The following is a 17,171-nucleotide window of genomic DNA, read 5'->3' as shown; positions in this document are numbered from 1 at the left end:
CGTGCGCGCCAACGCGCGCTCCTACAGGGAGCGAGCTTGCTCGCGATGGGTCCCCAACCTCATTGGCGACCGAGGCGTCGTTCCGCGAATCGACTCAGCGATTGGCGAAATACATGGTCACTTCAAAGCCAATACGCAGGTCAGTGTAAGCAGGTTTGGTCCACATGGGATTACTCCTTCGGGATAGGTCTGATAGGGCACCGCTACTCATTTAGTCCACCCTCTCGGGCAGGCGTTCAAAGTCTCGGGGTTGCGCAATCTTACCGAAACAAATTAACTGAACGGTTAAATATTTTTACAGAAAAGCTTTTGCAAAAACCGTAACAGTCACAGCCAGCCGCTCTGTGGCGGCGGTCCGTTGGCCAACAGCAGCCAGTTTTTTTCACTGCCCAACTGCTCCCAGGCGCGCTCGATATCCACCTGCTTGCGTGTGAGGATGGCTGCCGACAGGCGGTCCAGAGTTAAACCGTCGTTGCCGGCCAGATGAGTTTGCCACGCCCATTCGGCGACGTCGGCATTGGGCATGGCCGGTTCGGCCAGTTGCACGGCGAGGGCTTCGCGAGCGCTGCCGAGGTCCGGCGCGGGCCGGGCCAGGAACGCGCGGATATGGCTGAGGATTTCTTCATGGCTGGCGCTCGGCGACTGCACGCCGAACATCAGCCCGTTGTGCCCCTGGATTTGCCGAAAGGCGCTGAACACCGCGTAACCCAGTTGCAGCTCGCTGCGCAGGCGTTGGTAGAACGGGCCCTGGATCAGTTGCCCGAGCAGCCGCCCGCTGGTTTCGTCAGTGGTTGGGCAAAACAGCAGCAGCGCCGGTTCGCCGCTTGCCTCGGCGCAGTGATGCCATTGGCGGACCGGAGGTGTTGGTGACGGCAGCGTTATCGGGTTGCCGGGGATGCCGGCCAGCAACCGGTTGAGAACATTCTGCGCCGCCTCGTCAAAGCCGGTGGACAACGCAGTCCAGCCCGGTGCGGCGGGGGTGAGCAGCCGGTGCGGCAGTTCCCGCATCAGCGCGCGGATCGGGATCAGCGGCGGCTCCGCGCCCGGCTCGGTGGCGCTGGCTTGGCCCAGTTGCGACAGAGCCTGTTCGATCACCGCCAGCGCTGGCGCGGGCGCGCCGGCACAGCGCAATTGCCAGGTGTTGGCCGTGCGGGTCCATTTCAGTTCAACTGCGGCGCGGCTGGCGCGTTCGATAAGCGGCTTGAGCACATCGCGAAGGTGCTCGGCGTGATCTTCGAATTGCAGGCGCAGGTACAGCGCGGCGTACTGGCGAACGGCGGGCAGGGCAAGGCTGACGGTCAATCCGGCGGGTATGGGCGAGTCTCCAATTTCGGCAACCGTGGCGGCGAGCAGCGGCTCCGGTTCGGGTAATTGCCATGGGTGACGGGACACCCCGGTGCCCGCCAGCAATACCCGCAGCGCCGCTTGCCCCTGCTGATCCAGCGCCGCGAACGGTCGCTCACACCGCGCCAGTTCCAGCGCGCTGGCGCCGGCTTCGCGGCACGCTTGCAGGCGCTGATATTCCAGCAACAAGGCGCTGTGATCCGCCTCTCGGAAGAATGCCAGCCAGTCGTGCAATAACGCTTCGGCCTCGACCGCATCGGCGTTCGGGCTCAGTTTCAATCGAGCATGTAACAGCGCCTGATCGCCGAACTGGTACAGCGCGGTGAAGCTGAAGTCTTCCAGCCAGCCACGTTGGCATAGTTCGGCCGGCAGCCCGCCCGGGCGCGTGTCGGTGATCCAGGTGGTGAGGTAATCGATGGCCTCGTCGGCGCCGTCCGGCAGATGCTCATGGGCGAACAGCAGGTCCAGTTGGCCGTCGATTGGCGGCACGCGCAGTGGTCCGTCGAGCAAGGCCGGTGGCGCGGTTTGCTCGATCCGCGTTCCCGTCGCGAACAGCTTGCCGAATTTGCGCGCGGCCCGTTCCAGCTCATCCAGTGATTGCGGCCCGCTCAGGCTCAGGGTCATTTGCCCGGCCTGATAAAAGCGCTGATGAAAGGCGGAAAGCGCTTGCTGAAACGCCGGCTCATCGGTTGGCAGGCTGTCGCGATTGCCCGCATGAAAACCGCTCAGCGGATGCTTCGCCGACACGCTGCGCAACAGCGCGTACTGGCGTTGCGCCTCGGTATTGCCCGACCAGGCAACCCACTCGGCATGGATCACCTCGCGCTCGGCGTGCTGGCGCTCCGGCGTCAGCAGCGGGTTCGCCAGCATCTCGCACAGCCGCTCCAGCGCACCGGGGAATGCCGCCGGCGGCACTTCGAAAAAGAACTCGGTGGTGCGTTCGCGGGTGCTCGCATTGAGCTGCCCACCTTCGCGTTGGACGAAGCGCATCAGCCCGTCTTCCACCGGAAAACGGACGGTGCCGAGAAAGAACAGGTGCTCAAGAAAATGCGCCAGGCCGGGATAGTCGGCGGGCGCGTCATGGCTGCCGGCATGCACCCGCACTGCTGCCGCGCAGCGCTTGAGGTGCGGCGCATGGCGCAGGTTGACCCGCAGGCCATTGCTCAGGATGAGGTGCTGGAGGGTGCTGGACATGACGGCTCCGAAACGCGCGAGCCATCATGCTAGCGGATAAATCAGTCGCTGCGCGGCTCGCGGTGCAGCTCGCTGCGCAGGTCGTGCAGGTAGGGCGTGTGGGCGCGGCCTTCGTGGACCCGACGCAATTCCAGGTCGGCCGACAACAGCGCGCTGTCGCGCCCGGCCATGGCGAGGATGCTGCCGTCGGGGCCGACGATGCTGCTTTGGCCGCAGTAGTGGATCTCGCCCTCGGCGCCGCAGTAGTTGGCGTAGACCAGGTAACACTGGTTCTCGTGGGCACGGGAGCGCACGGTCACCTGGCAGATGAAATCGTAGGGTTCCATGTTCGCCGTCGGCACCAGGATCAGCTCGGCGCCGGCCATGGCCAGGCGGCGGGCGTTCTCCGGGAACTCGATGTCGTAGCAGATCAGCATGCCGACCTTCCAGCCGTTGAGCTCGACCACCGGGAAGTGGTTGTCGCCGGGACTGAACATCGCCTGGTCGAGGCCGCCGAACAGGTGGGTCTTGCGGTAGTTGCCGAGGCTGCTGCCGTGGGCGTCGATCAACTGCACGCTGTTGAAGATCCGTCCGTCGTCGCCCAGCTCCGGGTAGCCATAGACGATGGCGATACGGTTGGCCTGGGCGATGTCCACCACGCGCATCGCCGAGGCGCCGTCTTCGGCTTCGGCCAGGCGGGCGACGGCTTCACTGCCGATGTTGTAGCCGGTGAGGAACATCTCCGGGCACACCAGCAACTCGGCGCCGCGGGAGGCGGCGACCTGCGCCTGCTGCTGCAGGCGTTCGAGGTTGCCGGGAACGTCCAGCGGCTGCGGCGAGCCCTGGTAGAGGGCGATACGCATGGCAAATCTCCTGTCAGTCGGCCAGGGCAATCGGGCCGATTTCGTTGAACACATCGCCCGGGCCGGGGTTGTCGGCGTGGGTACGACCGCCGAAGTGATTCATGATGCCCCAAACTGCGTTGAGCGAGGTCTGCACCGCGCCCTCGACCCAGGCCGGGGTCCAGGATACATCGTCACCGGCGATGAAAATGCCGCGCTGTTCGGCGGGCATGTCCTGCTGCATGAAGTGCGCGTACATGCGCTGGTTGTAGCGGTAATGTCCTGGCAGCGCGCCCTTGAAGGCGCCGAGGAAATACGGATCGGCTTCCCACGACACGGTGATCGGATCGCCGATGATATGCCCGGCGATATCGACCTTTGGGTAGATCTTCTTCAGCGCATCGAGTGCCAGCTTGACCCGCTTTTCCACCGGGTGCGGCAGCATCTTCAGCGCGTCGCTCATCCACGAATAGGACAGGCAGATGACCCCCGGCTTGTCGTCACCGTTGTCGAACAGGTAGGTGCCGCGGGTCAGGCGATCGGTGAGGGTCATGCTCATCAGGTCGCGGCCGGTTTCCGGGTCCTTGTCCTTCCAGAACGGCCGATCGACCATGACGAAGGTCTTCGACGACTGCATCTAGCGGGTGCGGTCCAGGGCCATCCACATCTTCTGCGAGAACAGCGACTCTTCGCACTCGATCTGGGTGGTCAGCAGCCAGCTCTGGCAGGTGGTCAGCACGGCTGCGTAGTTGCGCGTGTCGCCCCAGTTATCGGTGACCGCCACGCTGCCGTCGGCATTGCGGGCGATGCGCTTGACCCCCGGCCGCGGCGCACCCCGGTGCAACGACGCCAGGCTGGTGCCGGCCGGCCAATGGTCGCAGCGCTCGGGCACGTGCTTCCAGATACCCAGCGGCACCTGCTCGACGCCGCCGACCACCAGATGCTGATGGTCGTCGCAGTTGGTCATCACCACGCGGAAGATTTCCAGCATCGAGTTGGGGAAGTCCGAGTCCCAGCCGCCGGTGCCGAAACCGACCTGACCGAACACTTCGCGGTGCAGGAAGCTCAGCTTGGCGAAGGCTTTCGAGGTGGCGACGAAGTCGTAGAACGTGCGGTCGTCCCACAGCGGAACCAGCGTGTTCCACAGTTCTTTCAGACGCGGCACATCGCGGTCACGGATCGCCTGCTGGATATCGCCGAAGCGCGAGCCGTCTTCCAGGGCGTCGGCCCAGGCGTCGGCGACTTCCTGGAACAGGGCCGGCAGGTCGCTGATCTTTTCCGCGTAGTGGGTCTGGCCTTCGAGGTCGATCACCGTGCTGCCGGAGGCGGGCGTCAGCGGGTTGGGGAAGGGCTTGGTCTCGAGGCCAAGCTTGTCGACGTAGTGATAGAAGGCCGTGGACGACACCGGAAAGCGCATGCCGCCCAGCTCGGCGACGATGCCCTCGGTCCCGGCGAAGGCTTGCGAACGCAGGCGCCCGCCCATCTTCGAGGCCTCGTAGACCACCGGCTTGAGGCCCAGCTTCATCAGCTCATAGGCCGCCACCAGCCCGGCGATACCGGCACCGACGATCGCCACTTCTTCACCATGACGTTCAGCGGGAATGCTGCCCAGGCCGGCCGGATGCTCAATCCAGTCATCGAAGGCGAAAGGGAAGTCGGGACCGAAGATGGTGACAGGCTTCTTGCCGTCGGCGGGGTGGCGGTTGTTCTTGTTCATGATTGACCTTGCCAGGGGCTGCGCGGGGTGCGGAGCCTGAGTATAGGAAATGCCTGGGGTCAATTTTAGGGAGTGGGGTGTTCGTAATTAAGATGCAGAGTGTTGTCGTTTTGTGGTGTTTTTGGTCGATGTGACGGGTTGTGTTTGCAGAATGACAGTTGCGCTGGTTTTCGCGAGCGAGCTCGCTCCTACAGATCAGACCGCCGCCAGCTAAACCGGCTGCCCCCGATCCACCTTGCTACTCAGAATGATCGACGTGGTGGTTTTCTCCACCCCTTCCAGGCTGCCGATCTGGTCCAGCAACTGATCGAGCTGTTCCGGCGACTCACTGCGCAGCCACGCCACATAATCGAACTCGCCACTCACCGCACAAAGCTGCTGCACCTGCCCCATTGCGCTCAACCGCCGCACCACCTCCCGCCCGGAGCGCGGTTGCACGGTGATGCCCACGTAGGCCTGCAACCCGCCGTCGATCACCCGCTGACCCAGGCGCACGCCGTAGCCGCTGATCACCTTGGTCTTCTCCAGCCGCGCCAGCCGTGAGGTCACCGTGGTGCGGGCGATGCCCAGTTGCCGGGCGAGGGTGGCGACGCTTTCGCGGGCGTTGATCTGCAAGGCGGCGATAAGCTGGCGGTCGATTTCATCGAGGGCGGTGCGGCTGTCGGACATGGGATTCCCGGGTACAACGGTGAAGGTCGGCCCAGTGTACAGACGGCGCCGGGCGACTCAACCCGCCGCCTTGAAGCAGTGCTCCAATGCCGGGAAAACCCCCGCGCGCACTTCCCGCGCATACTCGCCCAGCGCCCGGTCGATCGGCCCCTGCAGCTCGGCGTAGCGTTTGACGAAGCGCGGCTGGTATTCGCCGAACAGCCCCAGCAGGTCTTCCGTCACCAGCACCTGTCCGTCGCAGGCCGGTGAGGCACCGATGCCGATGGTGGGAATCTCCAGCTCCTCGCTCAAGGCCCGCGCCAGTGGCTCGGCGATGCCTTCCAGCACGACTGAAAACGCACCGGCCGCCTGCATCGCCAGCGCATCGCGGCGCACCTTTGCCGCGCTTTCCTGATCCCGGCCCTGGGCCTTGAAACCGCCCTGGCTGTTGACCTGCTGCGGCATCAGTCCGACATGGGCCATCACCGGAATCCCACGCTTGCTGAGGAAGGCCACCGTCTCGGCCATTTCCTCGCCGCCCTCCAGCTTGATGCCTTGGGCGCCGGTGTCGCGCAGCACTTTCGCGGCGTTGAGAAATGCCTGCTCCAGCGAGGCCTGGTAGCTGCCGAACGGCATGTCCACCACCACGCAGGCGCGCTGCGCGCCGCGCATCACCGCCTGGCCGTGGGCGATCATCATGTCGAGGGTCACGCCCAGGGTGCTGGGCATGCCGTACAGCACCATGCCCACCGAATCGCCGACGATGATGATGTCGGCGTGGGCATCCACCCAGCGCGCCATCGGCAGGCTGTACGCCGTCAGCGCCACCAGGCTGCCGGCACCCTTGCGCTGGCGGATGGCGGGAATGGTCAGGCGGCTTGCGCGGATTTGTGTGCTCATGACGTGTGCTCCTGGCGTTGTTCAACGAGACGCGGCGCAGGCTACCATCGGCTTTTCTGGCTCACTTGAGCAAAGGGGACTAGCAATGCCGCACACGGGACAACCCACCCCCGTACCGCCAGTGCCGGGGCAACTGACCCGGCCGGTGCACGGGCGCATGTTCGACATCCCGGCGGGCTATCGGGTGGACATGCACAGTCACGACTGGGTGCAATTCACCTACGCCAGTGCGGGGATCATGCAGGTGTTGACCGAACGCCACAGCTATCTGCTGCCGCCGCAGTGCGCCGTGTGGATTCCGCCCGGCGTGCGCCACACCGCCTACAGCGAACGGGCGCTGGCCTTTCGCAGCCTCTATCTGGGCGAGGACATCCTCAAGGGTTATGCGCGGGATTGCGCGGTGGTGCAGGTCACGCCGCTGGTGCGCGAGCTGATCGAAAAGGCCAGCCGCTTCGCCAATGACTACCCCGAGCAGGGGTCGCAAGCGCGGCTGTTGCAAGTGCTGGTGGATGAAGTGCGCGAGCTTCCCGAAGCGCCGTTCAGCCTGCCGCTGCCCAGCGACCCGCGCCTGCGCCGCATCACCGACGCCTTGCAGGCCGAACCGGGCGACAACCGCGGCATCGAGGAGTGGGCGCAACAGGTCGGCGCCTCGCGACGTACCTTGGTGCGGCTGTTCCAGGCGCAAACGCAACTGTCGTTCCAGGCCTGGCGCCAACGCTCGCGCTTGCTGGCGGCGCTGCCGATGCTGGCGCAAGGCACGAGCGTCACGGCGGTGGCGAATGAGTTGGGGTATGACTCAGTGTCGGCGTTCATTGCGCTGTTTCAGCGCCACTATGGCGAGACGCCCGGCGCTTATGCGCTTGGCCTGGGCTAAGGCCCGACCGGGAGAAATGAAAAAGCCGCGCAGTGCGCGGCTTTTGGTATCTGGTGGGCCCACACGGACTCGAACCGTGGACCAAAGGATTATGAGTCCTCTGCTCTAACCGACTGAGCTATAGGCCCCAGAGGTCGCGGATTATATCGAGGGATTCCAGGCAGTGCCATCCGAAAGATCCGAAAGTACTATGCGTAAAAACGACTCGGCAAAGGCGTGCGGCGGAAGCGGCAGGCTTACGATGTAGCCCTGGATCTGTTCGCAGCCTTCGGCGGCGAGGAATTCCTGCTGGGCCTGGGTCTCGACGCCCTCGGCAATGATGGTCAGTTGCATGCTGCGGCCGAGGGCAATGATGGCGCGGGCGATGGCGGCATCGTTGGGGTCGTCGGGCAGGCCGCGGATAAACGACTGGTCGATTTTGAGGATGTCCAGCGGCAGGCGCTTGAGGTAGCTGAGGGACGAATAACCGGTGCCGAAGTCGTCGATCGCCAGTTGCACGCCCAGGTGCTTGAGCTGGTGGAGGATGGCCAGGCCTTCCTCGGCCTGGCTCATGATGAAGTTCTCGGTGATCTCCAGTTGCAGGTCGCCGGCCTTGAGCTGGTAAGTCTTGAGCAGTTGCTCGATGCGCCGCACCAGCCCCGGCTGGCGCAACTGGGCGCCGGCAAGGTTGACCGAGAGCGGACCGAAGGCCTGGTAGTGGCGCTTCCATTCGTGCATCTGCTGGCAGGCACGCTCCAGCACCCAATCACCGAGCAGCAGGATCATGCCGTTCTCTTCCGCCAGCGGGATGAAGTGCTCGGGCGGGACCTCGCCGAAGGTCGGGTTGGTCCAGCGGATCAGGGCTTCGGCGCCCACCAGGGTGTGGCTCTTGAGGCTCAGTTTGGGCTGGAAATACAGGCTCAATTCGTTACGTTCGATGGCCCGGCGCAGCTCATGTTCAAGGGCGATACGCTCGCTGGCCTGGGCAGTGAGGTCACGGGTGTAGGACTCGACCCGGTTGCGCCCCTTGGCCTTGGAGCGGTACATCGCCGCGTCGGCGTTGCGGATCAGTGAGGCCACATCGGCGCCGTCCTGCGGGTACAGGCTGATGCCGATGCTGGCGCTGGAGAAGAACTCGTGGTCGCCGGCCTGGAACGGTGCGTTGAAGCAGGTCAGCACTTTCTGTGCGATGTGCTCGGCATCGCTGGCCTGATGCAGGCCGGGCAGCAGGATGATGAATTCATCGCCGCCAAGCCGGGCCACGGTGTCGATGTCGCGCACCTGTTCCTTCAGTCGATGGGCGATGGCCTTGAGCAGCAAGTCGCCTACCGGGTGGCCGAGGCTGTCGTTGATGTGCTTGAAACGGTCCAGGTCGAGGAACAACACCGCGCCCTGGCGGCTCGATGCTTGCGTGCAGTGCAGCGCCGCTTGCAGACGGTTCTCGAACAGCGTGCGGTTGGGCAGGCCGGTGAGTGGGTCGTGGTGGGCCTGGTAGTCGAGCTTGGCCTGGGCGTGCTTGAGGCTGGAGATATCGGCGAACACCGCAACGAAATGCGTGGTGCCCAGTTCCGGGTTGCGCACGGCGCTGATGGTCAGCCAGCCGGGGTAAAGCTCGCCGTTCTTGCGCCGGTTGAGGATCTCGCCCTGCCAGTGGCCTTCTGCGCTCAGTTGATGCCACATGGCGGCGTAGAAGGCGCTGTCGTGCTGGCCGGAGGCAAGCAGGCGCGGGGTCTGGCCGAGGACTTCGGCTTCGCTGTAGCCGGTGATTTCGCTGAACGCCCGGTTGACCGCACTGATGTGTTGCTCGGTGTCAGTGATGAGCACGCCTTCGGCGGTGTTTTCAAAGACGGTCGCCGCCAGTTGCAGTTTTTCCTGCATCTGCTGGCGGTCGGTGATGTCGCGGGCGATGGTCAGCATGCAGTCGATGCCGCCGATGGGCAGCGGCCGGGCCGACAGTTCGCACAGGCGGATCTGCCCGTCGCTGCGCCTCAGGTTGCAGGTGAAATCGCGGACGAAGCCATCCTTTTTCAGTAACTCCAGCATTTGCCGGCGTTCGTTCAGGTTGACCCAGATGCCCAGGTCGATGGCGGTGTGGTCGAGGGACGAATGGCTGTCGAAGCCGGTCAGGCGGCAAAAGCCTTCATTGACCTCCAATAGCAGCCCATCGCTCTGACGCGACAGCAGCATGCCGTCGGGAGAAGCGTGGAAGGCCTTGGCGAACTTCTCTTCGGAAATCTGCAGTTGCTGTTGGGTTTCCTTGAGCTGGCTGATGTCACGCACCGCCACCACCAGCGCCGGGGTGCTTTCCAGGTCGAAGGATTCTGCCGAAATCAGGCCGGTGAACAACTGGCCGTTACTGCGACGGAAGCTCATCTCCAGATTGCGCACGCTGCCCCGCTGCAGGCGTTCCAGCAGGCCGGCGCCAATGCCTTCGACGCCCCAGATGTTTAATTCGGTGGCGGTTCGGCCAACGACCTGGGAAGGGCTGAGGCCGATCTGTTCCACGAATGTTTCGTTGACCTCCAGCAGGCAGCCGTCGCTGAGTCGAGCGATGACCAGGATGTCGGGGCATTGATGGAAGACCGACGCGAACTTCTGTTCTGACAGGCGCAGCGCTTGCTCGGTGTATTTGGCCTCGCTGATGTCGATCATCAGGCCGCGCATTACCGGGCGATGGCCGTGTTCGATCAGGCTGACGATGTCGCGGATCCACAGGGTTCGGCCATCGGCGCGGATCACCCGGTAATCGAGGCTGTGATCGCGGCCGGCGGCGGTTTCCGCGTCGCAATAAGCCTGCGCCCAGAGCGCATCCTCTGGGTGCAGGATAGAGCGCCAGAAGCCGGGCTTCAGCCAGTGGCTGAGCGGGTAGCCAAGGAGGTCTTCGGCGTGGGGCGACACGTAGTTGTAGGTGAAGTCATTGGCGTCGGCTTCCCAGGCAATGGCCGACAGGCTCTCGACCAGGCCGCGATAGTGGTATTCGCTGCTGCGCAGTTCTTGTTCCAGCGCGATGCGCCTGGAAATCTCGGAGCTGAGGCGGCGGTTGACGCGCATGACGCCCGCCAGTATCGCCACCAGGAACAGCACACCGGGCAGGCCGTAGAGCAGCAGGTCGGGCCAGACGGTGCGCTGATCCAGGACGTTGCCGACCCAGCGCTGCTGGATGCTGTTGATTTCCTCGGGCGTCATGTCGGCGATGGCTTTGTCGAGGATGCCGACCAGCACTTTCTGGTCCTTCGGAGCGCCCATTGCCAGTTGATAGCGGTAAGGCGTTTCACCACTGACATAGAGGCCTTCGAGCTTGAGTTCGCGCAGGCTCCAGACGCTGGAGGCAAGGTCGCCGACTACGGCGTCCACTTCATCTGTGGCCAGGGCTTGCAGGGTCGAGCTGACGTTCGGCATCGCCACCAGGTTGAGGTCGGGGTGGTGGGTGCGCAGCAGTTCATGCGGTGCAGAGTTTTCCACCACGGCGATTTTCCGGCCGTAGAGGTCCTTTAAGTCCTTGGGTTGGGGGCCACCTTCATGGGACAGGATAACCATGGGGAAGTCGAGGTAAGGGCGGGTGAAGGACAGGTAGGCCTGGCGCTCCGGGGTGGACATGACACTCGGCAGCAGGTCGAGCTGGTTCTGTCGCGCGCGTTCGAGTAAAGCAGTCCAGGTGGTGGGCTCCGCCGGCTCGAAAGTGACATTCAGGCGGTCCTGAATCACAGAAATATAGTCGGCGGCCAATCCCTGGTAGCGGCCTTCCTGGTCCCGGTATTCGAACGGTGCCCAAGAAGCATCGGCGCCCAGGCGCAGTTTGGGGTGCGCACTGAGCCAGGCCTGCTCTTCTTCAGTCAGGGTCAAGGCGCCGGCCGTCGCGCTCCAGGCCAGCAGGAGCAATAACAGAAGGGCCGGCATTCTCGGCATAGCGGCCTCATCGATCTAATGGATAGAGTCGAGTGTAGACGGGCATTCCGTCCACAGGGCCGCTGCCGACAGCAGGATTTTCCGAGCGGAAAAGAAAAACCCCGGCGGGTGCCGGGATTTGTCATTACTCGTCGAGGAAGGAGCGCAGATGCTCGCTTCGCGTCGGGTGGCGCAGCTTGCGCAGCGCCTTGGCTTCAATCTGACGGATCCGTTCACGGGTCACGTCGAACTGTTTGCCGACCTCTTCGAGGGTGTGATCGGTGTTCATGTCGATACCGAAACGCATGCGCAGCACTTTGGCTTCGCGTGCGGTCAGGCCCGAAAGCACGTCACGGGTTGCTTCCTTGAGGCTTTCGACCGTGGCGACATCGATTGGCGACTGCATGGTCGAGTCTTCGATGAAGTCACCCAGATGCGAATCTTCGTCGTCGCCGATCGGGGTTTCCATGGAGATCGGCTCTTTGGCGATCTTCAGTACCTTGCGGATCTTGTCCTCAGGCATTTCCATGCGTTCGCCCAGCTCTTCCGGGGTCGGTTCGCGACCCATTTCCTGCAGCATCTGCCGGGAAATGCGGTTGAGCTTGTTGATCGTCTCGATCATGTGCACCGGAATACGGATGGTGCGGGCCTGATCGGCGATCGAACGGGTGATCGCCTGGCGAATCCACCAGGTGGCATAGGTCGAGAACTTGTAGCCGCGACGGTATTCGAACTTGTCCACCGCCTTCATCAGGCCGATGTTGCCTTCCTGGATCAGGTCGAGGAACTGCAGGCCGCGGTTGGTGTACTTCTTGGCGATCGAGATAACCAGACGCAGGTTGGCCTCGACCATTTCTTTCTTGGCACGACGAGCTTTGGCTTCACCGATCGACATGCGACGGTTGACGTCCTTGATCTCGGCGATGGTCAGACCGGTTTCGGCTTCGAGGTCGACCAACTTCTGCTGGCAACGCACGATGTCCGCGTCCAGACGACCCAGGGCTTCAGCCCATTTGGTGCTGCGCTTGGCGAGGTCGCCGCTCCAGGTCATGTCGACTTCGTTGCTCGGGAACAGACGCAGGAAGTCGGCGCGTGGCATGCGGGCGTCACGGACGCACAGTTGCATGATGGCGCGTTCCTGGGCACGCAGACGCTCAAGTGCACCGCGAACACGCTCGACCAGCACTTCGAACTGCTTCGGAACCAGCTTGATCGGCATGAACAGCTCGGCCAGTGCCAGCAGCTCGGCAACGCCTTGCTTGCTGCCGCGACCATGCTTCTTCAGGATCTTGGTGGTAGCTTCCAGTTGTTCGGCGACGGCACCGAAACGTTGGCGCGCGATTTCAGGATCGGGACCGCTTTCGGTCTCTTCCTCTTCTTCGGCACCTTCTTTCTCTTCGTCTTCGTCCTCGTCACCTTCGGCCTTGGCCGGGGCTTTCGGATCGACAGGCGGAGGCACTTCGGCCGGCGGTGCAATACCGTCGTCCGGGTCGATGTAGCCGCTCAGGACGTCGGACAGCCGACCGCCTTCTACGGTAACGCGATCATATTCGCCGAGGATGTATTCGACGGTACCGGGGAAGTGAGCGATAGCGCTCATTACTTCACGGATGCCTTCCTCGATCCGCTTGGCGATTTCAATTTCGCCTTCACGGGTCAGAAGCTCGACGGTCCCCATTTCGCGCATGTACATGCGCACTGGGTCGGTGGTGCGACCGATATCGGTTTCCACAGCCGCCAACGCTGCTGCGGCTTCTTCGGCTGCGGCTTCGTCGGTATCGGCTTCGGCCAACAAAAGGGCATCCGCATCCGGAGCACTCTCGAATACGTTGATCCCCATGTCGTTGATCATGCGGATGATGTCTTCCACCTGTTCCGGATCTGAAATATCCTCCGGCAGGTGGTCGTTGACCTCCGCGTAAGTCAGGTAGCCCTGCTCACGACCGCGGGTGATCAACTCTTTGATGCGAGACTGCTGTTGCGCTTTTCCGGACATAACACCCTATCCACTGAAGGTCTTGGCGGGCAAAAAACAAGCCGAGGATTATACCCGAGCATGGACCTCACGCGCCAGTTGAGGTCGGGGTTTGTGCGGGAACATTGCGACTCAGCAGGTCGCGCAGCTGATTTTTTTCCTCTGCGCTCAATTCGCTTTGACGTGCTTTTCTGAGCAGATGTTCCAGGCTGCGCTCGCGTTGGCGAGCGGACAAGCTAGTTATAGTGTCGAAAAACTGTTGTTCAAGGTTGTCGGCATCGATCAGCCATTCCTTTTCCGCGAGCGCCCGCAGCAGACGGCCTTGTTCAGTGCCGTGCCAGCGTGCGATCAACTGTAATGAGCGTAGCTCAGGTTTTTTTTGCAGCGCTTCGACCAGTGCTACCAGCAGTTGCGCGTGAAGATGTTCTTCGGCGGCAAAATGGCTGGTTTCCTCGACTTTCCTCGCCAGTTCCGGGTGATGCAGCAAGGTCCGCAGGGCGATGATGGTCGGTGGTTCGACCGAGGTCGGGACCCATGCCGGGTGGAATTCCTGGCGTTTGCCATTGCGATCCCACGGTTTGCCCTTCTTGCCCTGGCCGTCCCATTTCTTCTTCTGCTGCTGGCCGCCCTGGTTGGGCGTCCATTGCGGCTGGGGCTGGAAATGCTCCGGTTGGTGGAAGTCGCTGTAGTCCTGGCTGTAGTCCGGAATCGCATCGTAGTCGATGCCCGGGTCGTAGGCCGGCGGCGCCTCGCGCGGCGCGCTCTGGGCCAGTCGCTCGACCTGCTGGTTGTCCAGCCCGGTGATTTCCTTCAGGCGATTGCGCATCAGGGCGCGCAGGTTGGCGCCCGGCACTTTGTCGATCAGCGGTGCGGCGAGGGTGGCCATGTGGGCCTTGCCTTCGAGCGAGCGCGGATCGGCTTCCTCGGTCAGTTGCTGGAAGAAGTAGTCGGCCAGCGGCTGAGCGTGCTGGTTGATGCGGGCGCGGAAGGCATCGGTGCCTTCGGCGCGTATCAGGGTGTCCGGGTCTTCACCTTCGGGCAGGAACAGGAAGCGCGCCTTGCGGCCATCCTGCAGGCTCGACAGCGCTGCTTCCAGTGCACGCCAGGCGGCGTTGCGGCCGGCCTGGTCGCCGTCGAAGCAGAACAATACGCTGGGCACCACGCGGAACAGGCGTTTGAGGTGTTCCTCACTGGTCGCTGTGCCCAGGGTTGCGACGGCATTGCGCAGGCCTTGCTGGGCGAGGGCGATGACGTCCATATAGCCCTCGACGACGATGATCTCGTCGAGGTTGCGGTTGAATTTGCGTGCCTCGTACAGCCCGTACAGCTCCTGGCCCTTGTGAAAGACCGGGGTTTCCGGGGAGTTGAGGTATTTCGGCTTGTCGTCGCCGAGTACCCGGCCACCGAAGGCGATCACTCTGCCGCGACTGTCGCGGATCGGGAACATGACCCGGTCGCGGAAGCGGTCGTAGCGCTTGCCGGATTCGGCGTTCTCGATGAGCAGGCCGGCGTCGATCATGGCCTTTTGTTGCAGGGTGTCGCTGCCCAGATGCTTGAACAGGTTGTCCCAGCCGGGCGGGGCGAAACCGAGGCCAAAGTCGCGGGCGATTTCCCCGGACAGGCCGCGGCCCTTGAGGTAGTCCACCGCCGCTTTGCGGGTCGGGTGGCTTTTCAGGGCCTGGCGATAAAACTCGGCGGACGCGGTGAGCAACGGGTAGAGCGGCGAATCGGTCGGCTGGCGCGGCTTGTGTCCGCGACCGCTTTCTTCGCGGGGGATTTCCATCCCCGCAGCCTTGGCCAGTTCTTCGACAGCCTGGGGAAAGTCCAGGTTGTCGTGGTCCATGATGAAGCCGAGGGCGTTGCCGCCGGCGCCACAGCCAAAGCAGTAATAGAACTGCTTGTCGGGGCTGACGCTGAAGGACGGGGTCTTTTCCTTGTGGAACGGGCAGCAGGCGGTGAGGTTCTTGCCGGCTTTTTTCAGCTGGACGCGAGAACTCACCACATCGACGATGTCGGTGCGGTTCAGAAGGTCGTCAATGAAGCTTTGGGGAATCAACCCGGCCATGGCTCTCTCGTCGTCAGGCGATAACAAAGTCTATCGCTAATGCAGCGGGAACGACGGTGCATTCGAAGCAGGTGTCGAATGGCATGACGCAAAAACGGAAAGAAGGGTGTGCTCGTCTGCAGCCCGTAAGGGCTCGTCAGTGGTGACGTGCACGGCTGGCGTTGAGGCCAGTTCTGACGATTTAAGCAGGCTTGCCCGCGCTGATAAACAGTCTGGGCGTCTCTGGCATCACGACCTGGGTCGCTGCCGGAGTAAACAGCAGAACATCTGCCGGCAGCCCGGCTGTAGGCCGGGCAAGGCAGAAGCTTGCGACGAATGTCTGTATTAGTACAGACGAACGGCGCGGCGCTGTTCGCGCTGAACTTTCTTGGCGTGACGCTTAACAGCGGCTGCTGCTTTGCGCTTACGCTCAGAAGTTGGCTTCTCGTAAAATTCGCGGCTACGAACTTCAGCCAGTACACCGGCTTTTTCGCAGGAGCGCTTGAAACGACGCAGAGCTACGTCGAAGGGTTCATTCTCTTTAACTTTGACGGCTGGCATCCAGAGCTACCTTCATTCATTACCGGGGTCAACGAACTCGTGGCAGAAATGTGCACTGGAGTAACGTCGGTTTTAAGGGTTGCGGATGGTAACTCTTAGCTGGGCGGAATGCAAAGCCTCTGATCGAAAACCGCTGGTCGGCACCGGGAGCGGGGACTATCATGCGCGCCTTCGAATTCAGCCTCGACAAGGCAAACACCCATGCTAGTACTGGGATTGGAAACATCCTGCGATGAAACCGGCGTCGCGCTCTACGACAGCGAGCGAGGCCTGCTGGCCGACGCGTTATTCAGCCAGATCGACCTGCACCGCGTCTACGGCGGCGTGGTGCCCGAGCTCGCTTCGCGCGATCACGTCAAGCGCATGCTGCCGCTGATCCGCCAGGTTCTGGCCGAAGCCGATTGCGCGCCTACCGAGATCGATGCGATCGCCTACACGGCCGGCCCCGGCCTGGTCGGTGCGCTGCTGGTGGGCGCCTCTTGCGCCCAGGCCCTGGCCTTTGCCTGGGATATTCCGGCGTTGGGCGTCCACCATATGGAAGGTCATCTGCTGGCGCCGATGCTGGAAGAGCATCCTCCGGAATTCCCGTTCGTCGCCTTGCTGGTGTCGGGCGGCCATACGCAACTGGTGCGGGTCGATGGCATTGGCCGTTACGAGCTGCTCGGCGAGTCGCTGGACGACGCCGCAGGCGAGGCCTTCGACAAGACTGCCAAGCTGATCGGCCTGAATTATCCGGGCGGTCCTGAAATTGCGCGCCTGGCAACCCAGGGCGTTCCCGGCCGCTTCGTATTCCCGCGACCGATGACGGATCGCCCGGGTCTGGATTTCAGCTTCAGTGGTCTGAAAACCTTCGCCCTCAATACCTGGCAGCAGTGCAAGAGCGCTGGGGACGACGGCGAGCAAACCCGTTGCGACATCTCCCTGGCCTTCGAGAAGGCGGTGGTAGAGACTCTGACCATCAAGTGCCGTCGCGCATTGCAGCAGACCGGCCTGAAGCGCCTGGTGATCGCTGGCGGCGTAAGCGCCAACAAGGCGTTGCGCGCGTCCCTCGAGGATATGACTGCGGGACTCAAGGGCAATGTGTATTACGCCCGGCCGCAGTTCTGCACCGATAACGGCGCGATGATTGCCTATGCGGGATGCCAGCGCCTGGCGGCGGGCCAGAAGGAAAGCCTGGCGATCAGCGTGCAGGCACGCTGGCCGATGGAACAGTTGCAGGCGATCTGAAG

The 17,171-nt window shown here is 63.0% G+C and carries 11 protein-coding genes, 1 tRNA gene and 1 pseudogene; 2 read left to right on the top strand and 11 right to left on the bottom strand.

Translation table 11 applies throughout. From position 1 onward, the window contains the following. Positions 1–94: 94 nt before the first annotated feature. From pqqA to panB, 6 genes and pseudogenes are all read right to left on the bottom strand, one after another. The gene (gene pqqA / locus NTD82_RS29115; protein ID WP_003243383.1) at positions 95–166 is read right to left on the bottom strand and encodes a pyrroloquinoline quinone precursor peptide PqqA; all 72 of its coding nucleotides are present in this window, start codon (positions 164–166) and stop codon (positions 95–97) included. A 161-nt stretch (positions 167–327) separates the two neighbouring features. Beyond that, positions 328–2,538 (bottom strand): pyrroloquinoline quinone biosynthesis protein PqqF, encoded by a 2,211-nt coding sequence (pqqF, locus tag NTD82_RS29110; RefSeq protein ID WP_262131223.1) that lies wholly within the window; start codon positions 2,536–2,538, stop codon positions 328–330. A 41-nt stretch (positions 2,539–2,579) separates the two neighbouring features. Continuing rightward, entirely contained in the window at positions 2,580–3,380 is an 801-nt protein-coding gene (locus tag NTD82_RS29105; RefSeq protein ID WP_262131222.1) for a carbon-nitrogen hydrolase family protein, read from the bottom strand. Positions 3,381–3,393: 13 nt separating this feature from the next. After that, positions 3,394–5,076 (bottom strand): annotated as a pseudogene (locus tag NTD82_RS29100) (flavin monoamine oxidase family protein). Between the two features lie 210 nt (positions 5,077–5,286). Then, positions 5,287–5,745 (bottom strand): Lrp/AsnC family transcriptional regulator, encoded by a 459-nt coding sequence (locus tag NTD82_RS29095; RefSeq protein ID WP_095156172.1) that lies wholly within the window; start codon positions 5,743–5,745, stop codon positions 5,287–5,289. A gap of 57 nt (positions 5,746–5,802) precedes the next feature. After that, positions 5,803–6,624: a 3-methyl-2-oxobutanoate hydroxymethyltransferase gene (gene panB, locus NTD82_RS29090; protein WP_262131221.1), complete on the bottom strand. Its 822-nt coding sequence runs from the start codon at positions 6,622–6,624 to the stop codon at positions 5,803–5,805. 85 nt (positions 6,625–6,709) lie between these two features. Between panB and NTD82_RS29085 the strand changes: the two genes are divergently transcribed. Beyond that, complete coding sequence (locus tag NTD82_RS29085) at positions 6,710–7,498, top strand: AraC family transcriptional regulator (RefSeq protein WP_262131220.1); 789 nt, start codon at positions 6,710–6,712, stop codon at positions 7,496–7,498. Between the two features lie 51 nt (positions 7,499–7,549). Here the strand turns inward: NTD82_RS29085 and NTD82_RS29080 are convergent. The 5 genes from NTD82_RS29080 to rpsU all read right to left on the bottom strand — a co-directional run bounded on the left by NTD82_RS29080 (position 7,550) and on the right by rpsU (position 15,942). Continuing rightward, positions 7,550–7,626, bottom strand: a tRNA-Ile gene (locus NTD82_RS29080). Between the two features lie 13 nt (positions 7,627–7,639). Beyond that, positions 7,640–11,383, bottom strand: coding sequence for a bifunctional diguanylate cyclase/phosphodiesterase (locus tag NTD82_RS29075; RefSeq protein WP_262131219.1), 3,744 nt, complete (start codon positions 11,381–11,383; stop codon positions 7,640–7,642). 124 nt (positions 11,384–11,507) lie between these two features. Beyond that, positions 11,508–13,358: an RNA polymerase sigma factor RpoD gene (gene rpoD, locus NTD82_RS29070; protein ID WP_095156168.1), complete on the bottom strand. Its 1,851-nt coding sequence runs from the start codon at positions 13,356–13,358 to the stop codon at positions 11,508–11,510. A 67-nt stretch (positions 13,359–13,425) separates the two neighbouring features. Then, complete coding sequence (gene dnaG, locus NTD82_RS29065) at positions 13,426–15,402, bottom strand: DNA primase (protein ID WP_262131218.1); 1,977 nt, start codon at positions 15,400–15,402, stop codon at positions 13,426–13,428. 324 nt (positions 15,403–15,726) lie between these two features. Further along, positions 15,727–15,942, bottom strand: coding sequence for a 30S ribosomal protein S21 (gene rpsU / locus NTD82_RS29060; protein WP_002551877.1), 216 nt, complete (start codon positions 15,940–15,942; stop codon positions 15,727–15,729). Between the two features lie 201 nt (positions 15,943–16,143). On the opposite strand from rpsU, the gene tsaD reads away from it, so the two are divergent. After that, on the top strand, positions 16,144–17,169 hold the full coding sequence (gene tsaD / locus NTD82_RS29055; RefSeq protein WP_095156166.1) for a tRNA (adenosine(37)-N6)-threonylcarbamoyltransferase complex transferase subunit TsaD: 1,026 nt from the start codon (positions 16,144–16,146) through the stop codon (positions 17,167–17,169). The last annotated feature ends 2 nt before the right edge of the window (positions 17,170–17,171 follow it).

This window comes from Pseudomonas sp. 5P_5.1_Bac1 (assembly GCF_025466015.1).
GTDB lineage: Bacteria > Pseudomonadota > Gammaproteobacteria > Pseudomonadales > Pseudomonadaceae > Aquipseudomonas.
The sequence above is the reverse complement of the archived record's forward strand: the minus strand, read 5'-3'. Positions and strand labels throughout refer to the sequence as shown.

Coding starts and splice junctions, on each gene's coding strand:
- NTD82_RS29095 (WP_095156172.1), bottom strand. CDS start 5,745: ATGTCCGACAGCCGCACCGCCCTCGATGAAATCGACCGCCAGCTTATC.
- NTD82_RS29075 (WP_262131219.1), bottom strand. CDS start 11,383: ATGCCGAGAATGCCGGCCCTTCTGTTATTGCTCCTGCTGGCCTGGAGC.
- pqqF (WP_262131223.1), bottom strand. CDS start 2,538: ATGTCCAGCACCCTCCAGCACCTCATCCTGAGCAATGGCCTGCGGGTC.
- rpoD (WP_095156168.1), bottom strand. CDS start 13,358: ATGTCCGGAAAAGCGCAACAGCAGTCTCGCATCAAAGAGTTGATCACC.
- dnaG (WP_262131218.1), bottom strand. CDS start 15,402: ATGGCCGGGTTGATTCCCCAAAGCTTCATTGACGACCTTCTGAACCGC.
- NTD82_RS29105 (WP_262131222.1), bottom strand. CDS start 3,380: ATGCGTATCGCCCTCTACCAGGGCTCGCCGCAGCCGCTGGACGTTCCC.
- tsaD (WP_095156166.1), top strand. CDS start 16,144: ATGCTAGTACTGGGATTGGAAACATCCTGCGATGAAACCGGCGTCGCG.
- rpsU (WP_002551877.1), bottom strand. CDS start 15,942: ATGCCAGCCGTCAAAGTTAAAGAGAATGAACCCTTCGACGTAGCTCTG.
- NTD82_RS29085 (WP_262131220.1), top strand. CDS start 6,710: ATGCCGCACACGGGACAACCCACCCCCGTACCGCCAGTGCCGGGGCAA.
- panB (WP_262131221.1), bottom strand. CDS start 6,624: ATGAGCACACAAATCCGCGCAAGCCGCCTGACCATTCCCGCCATCCGC.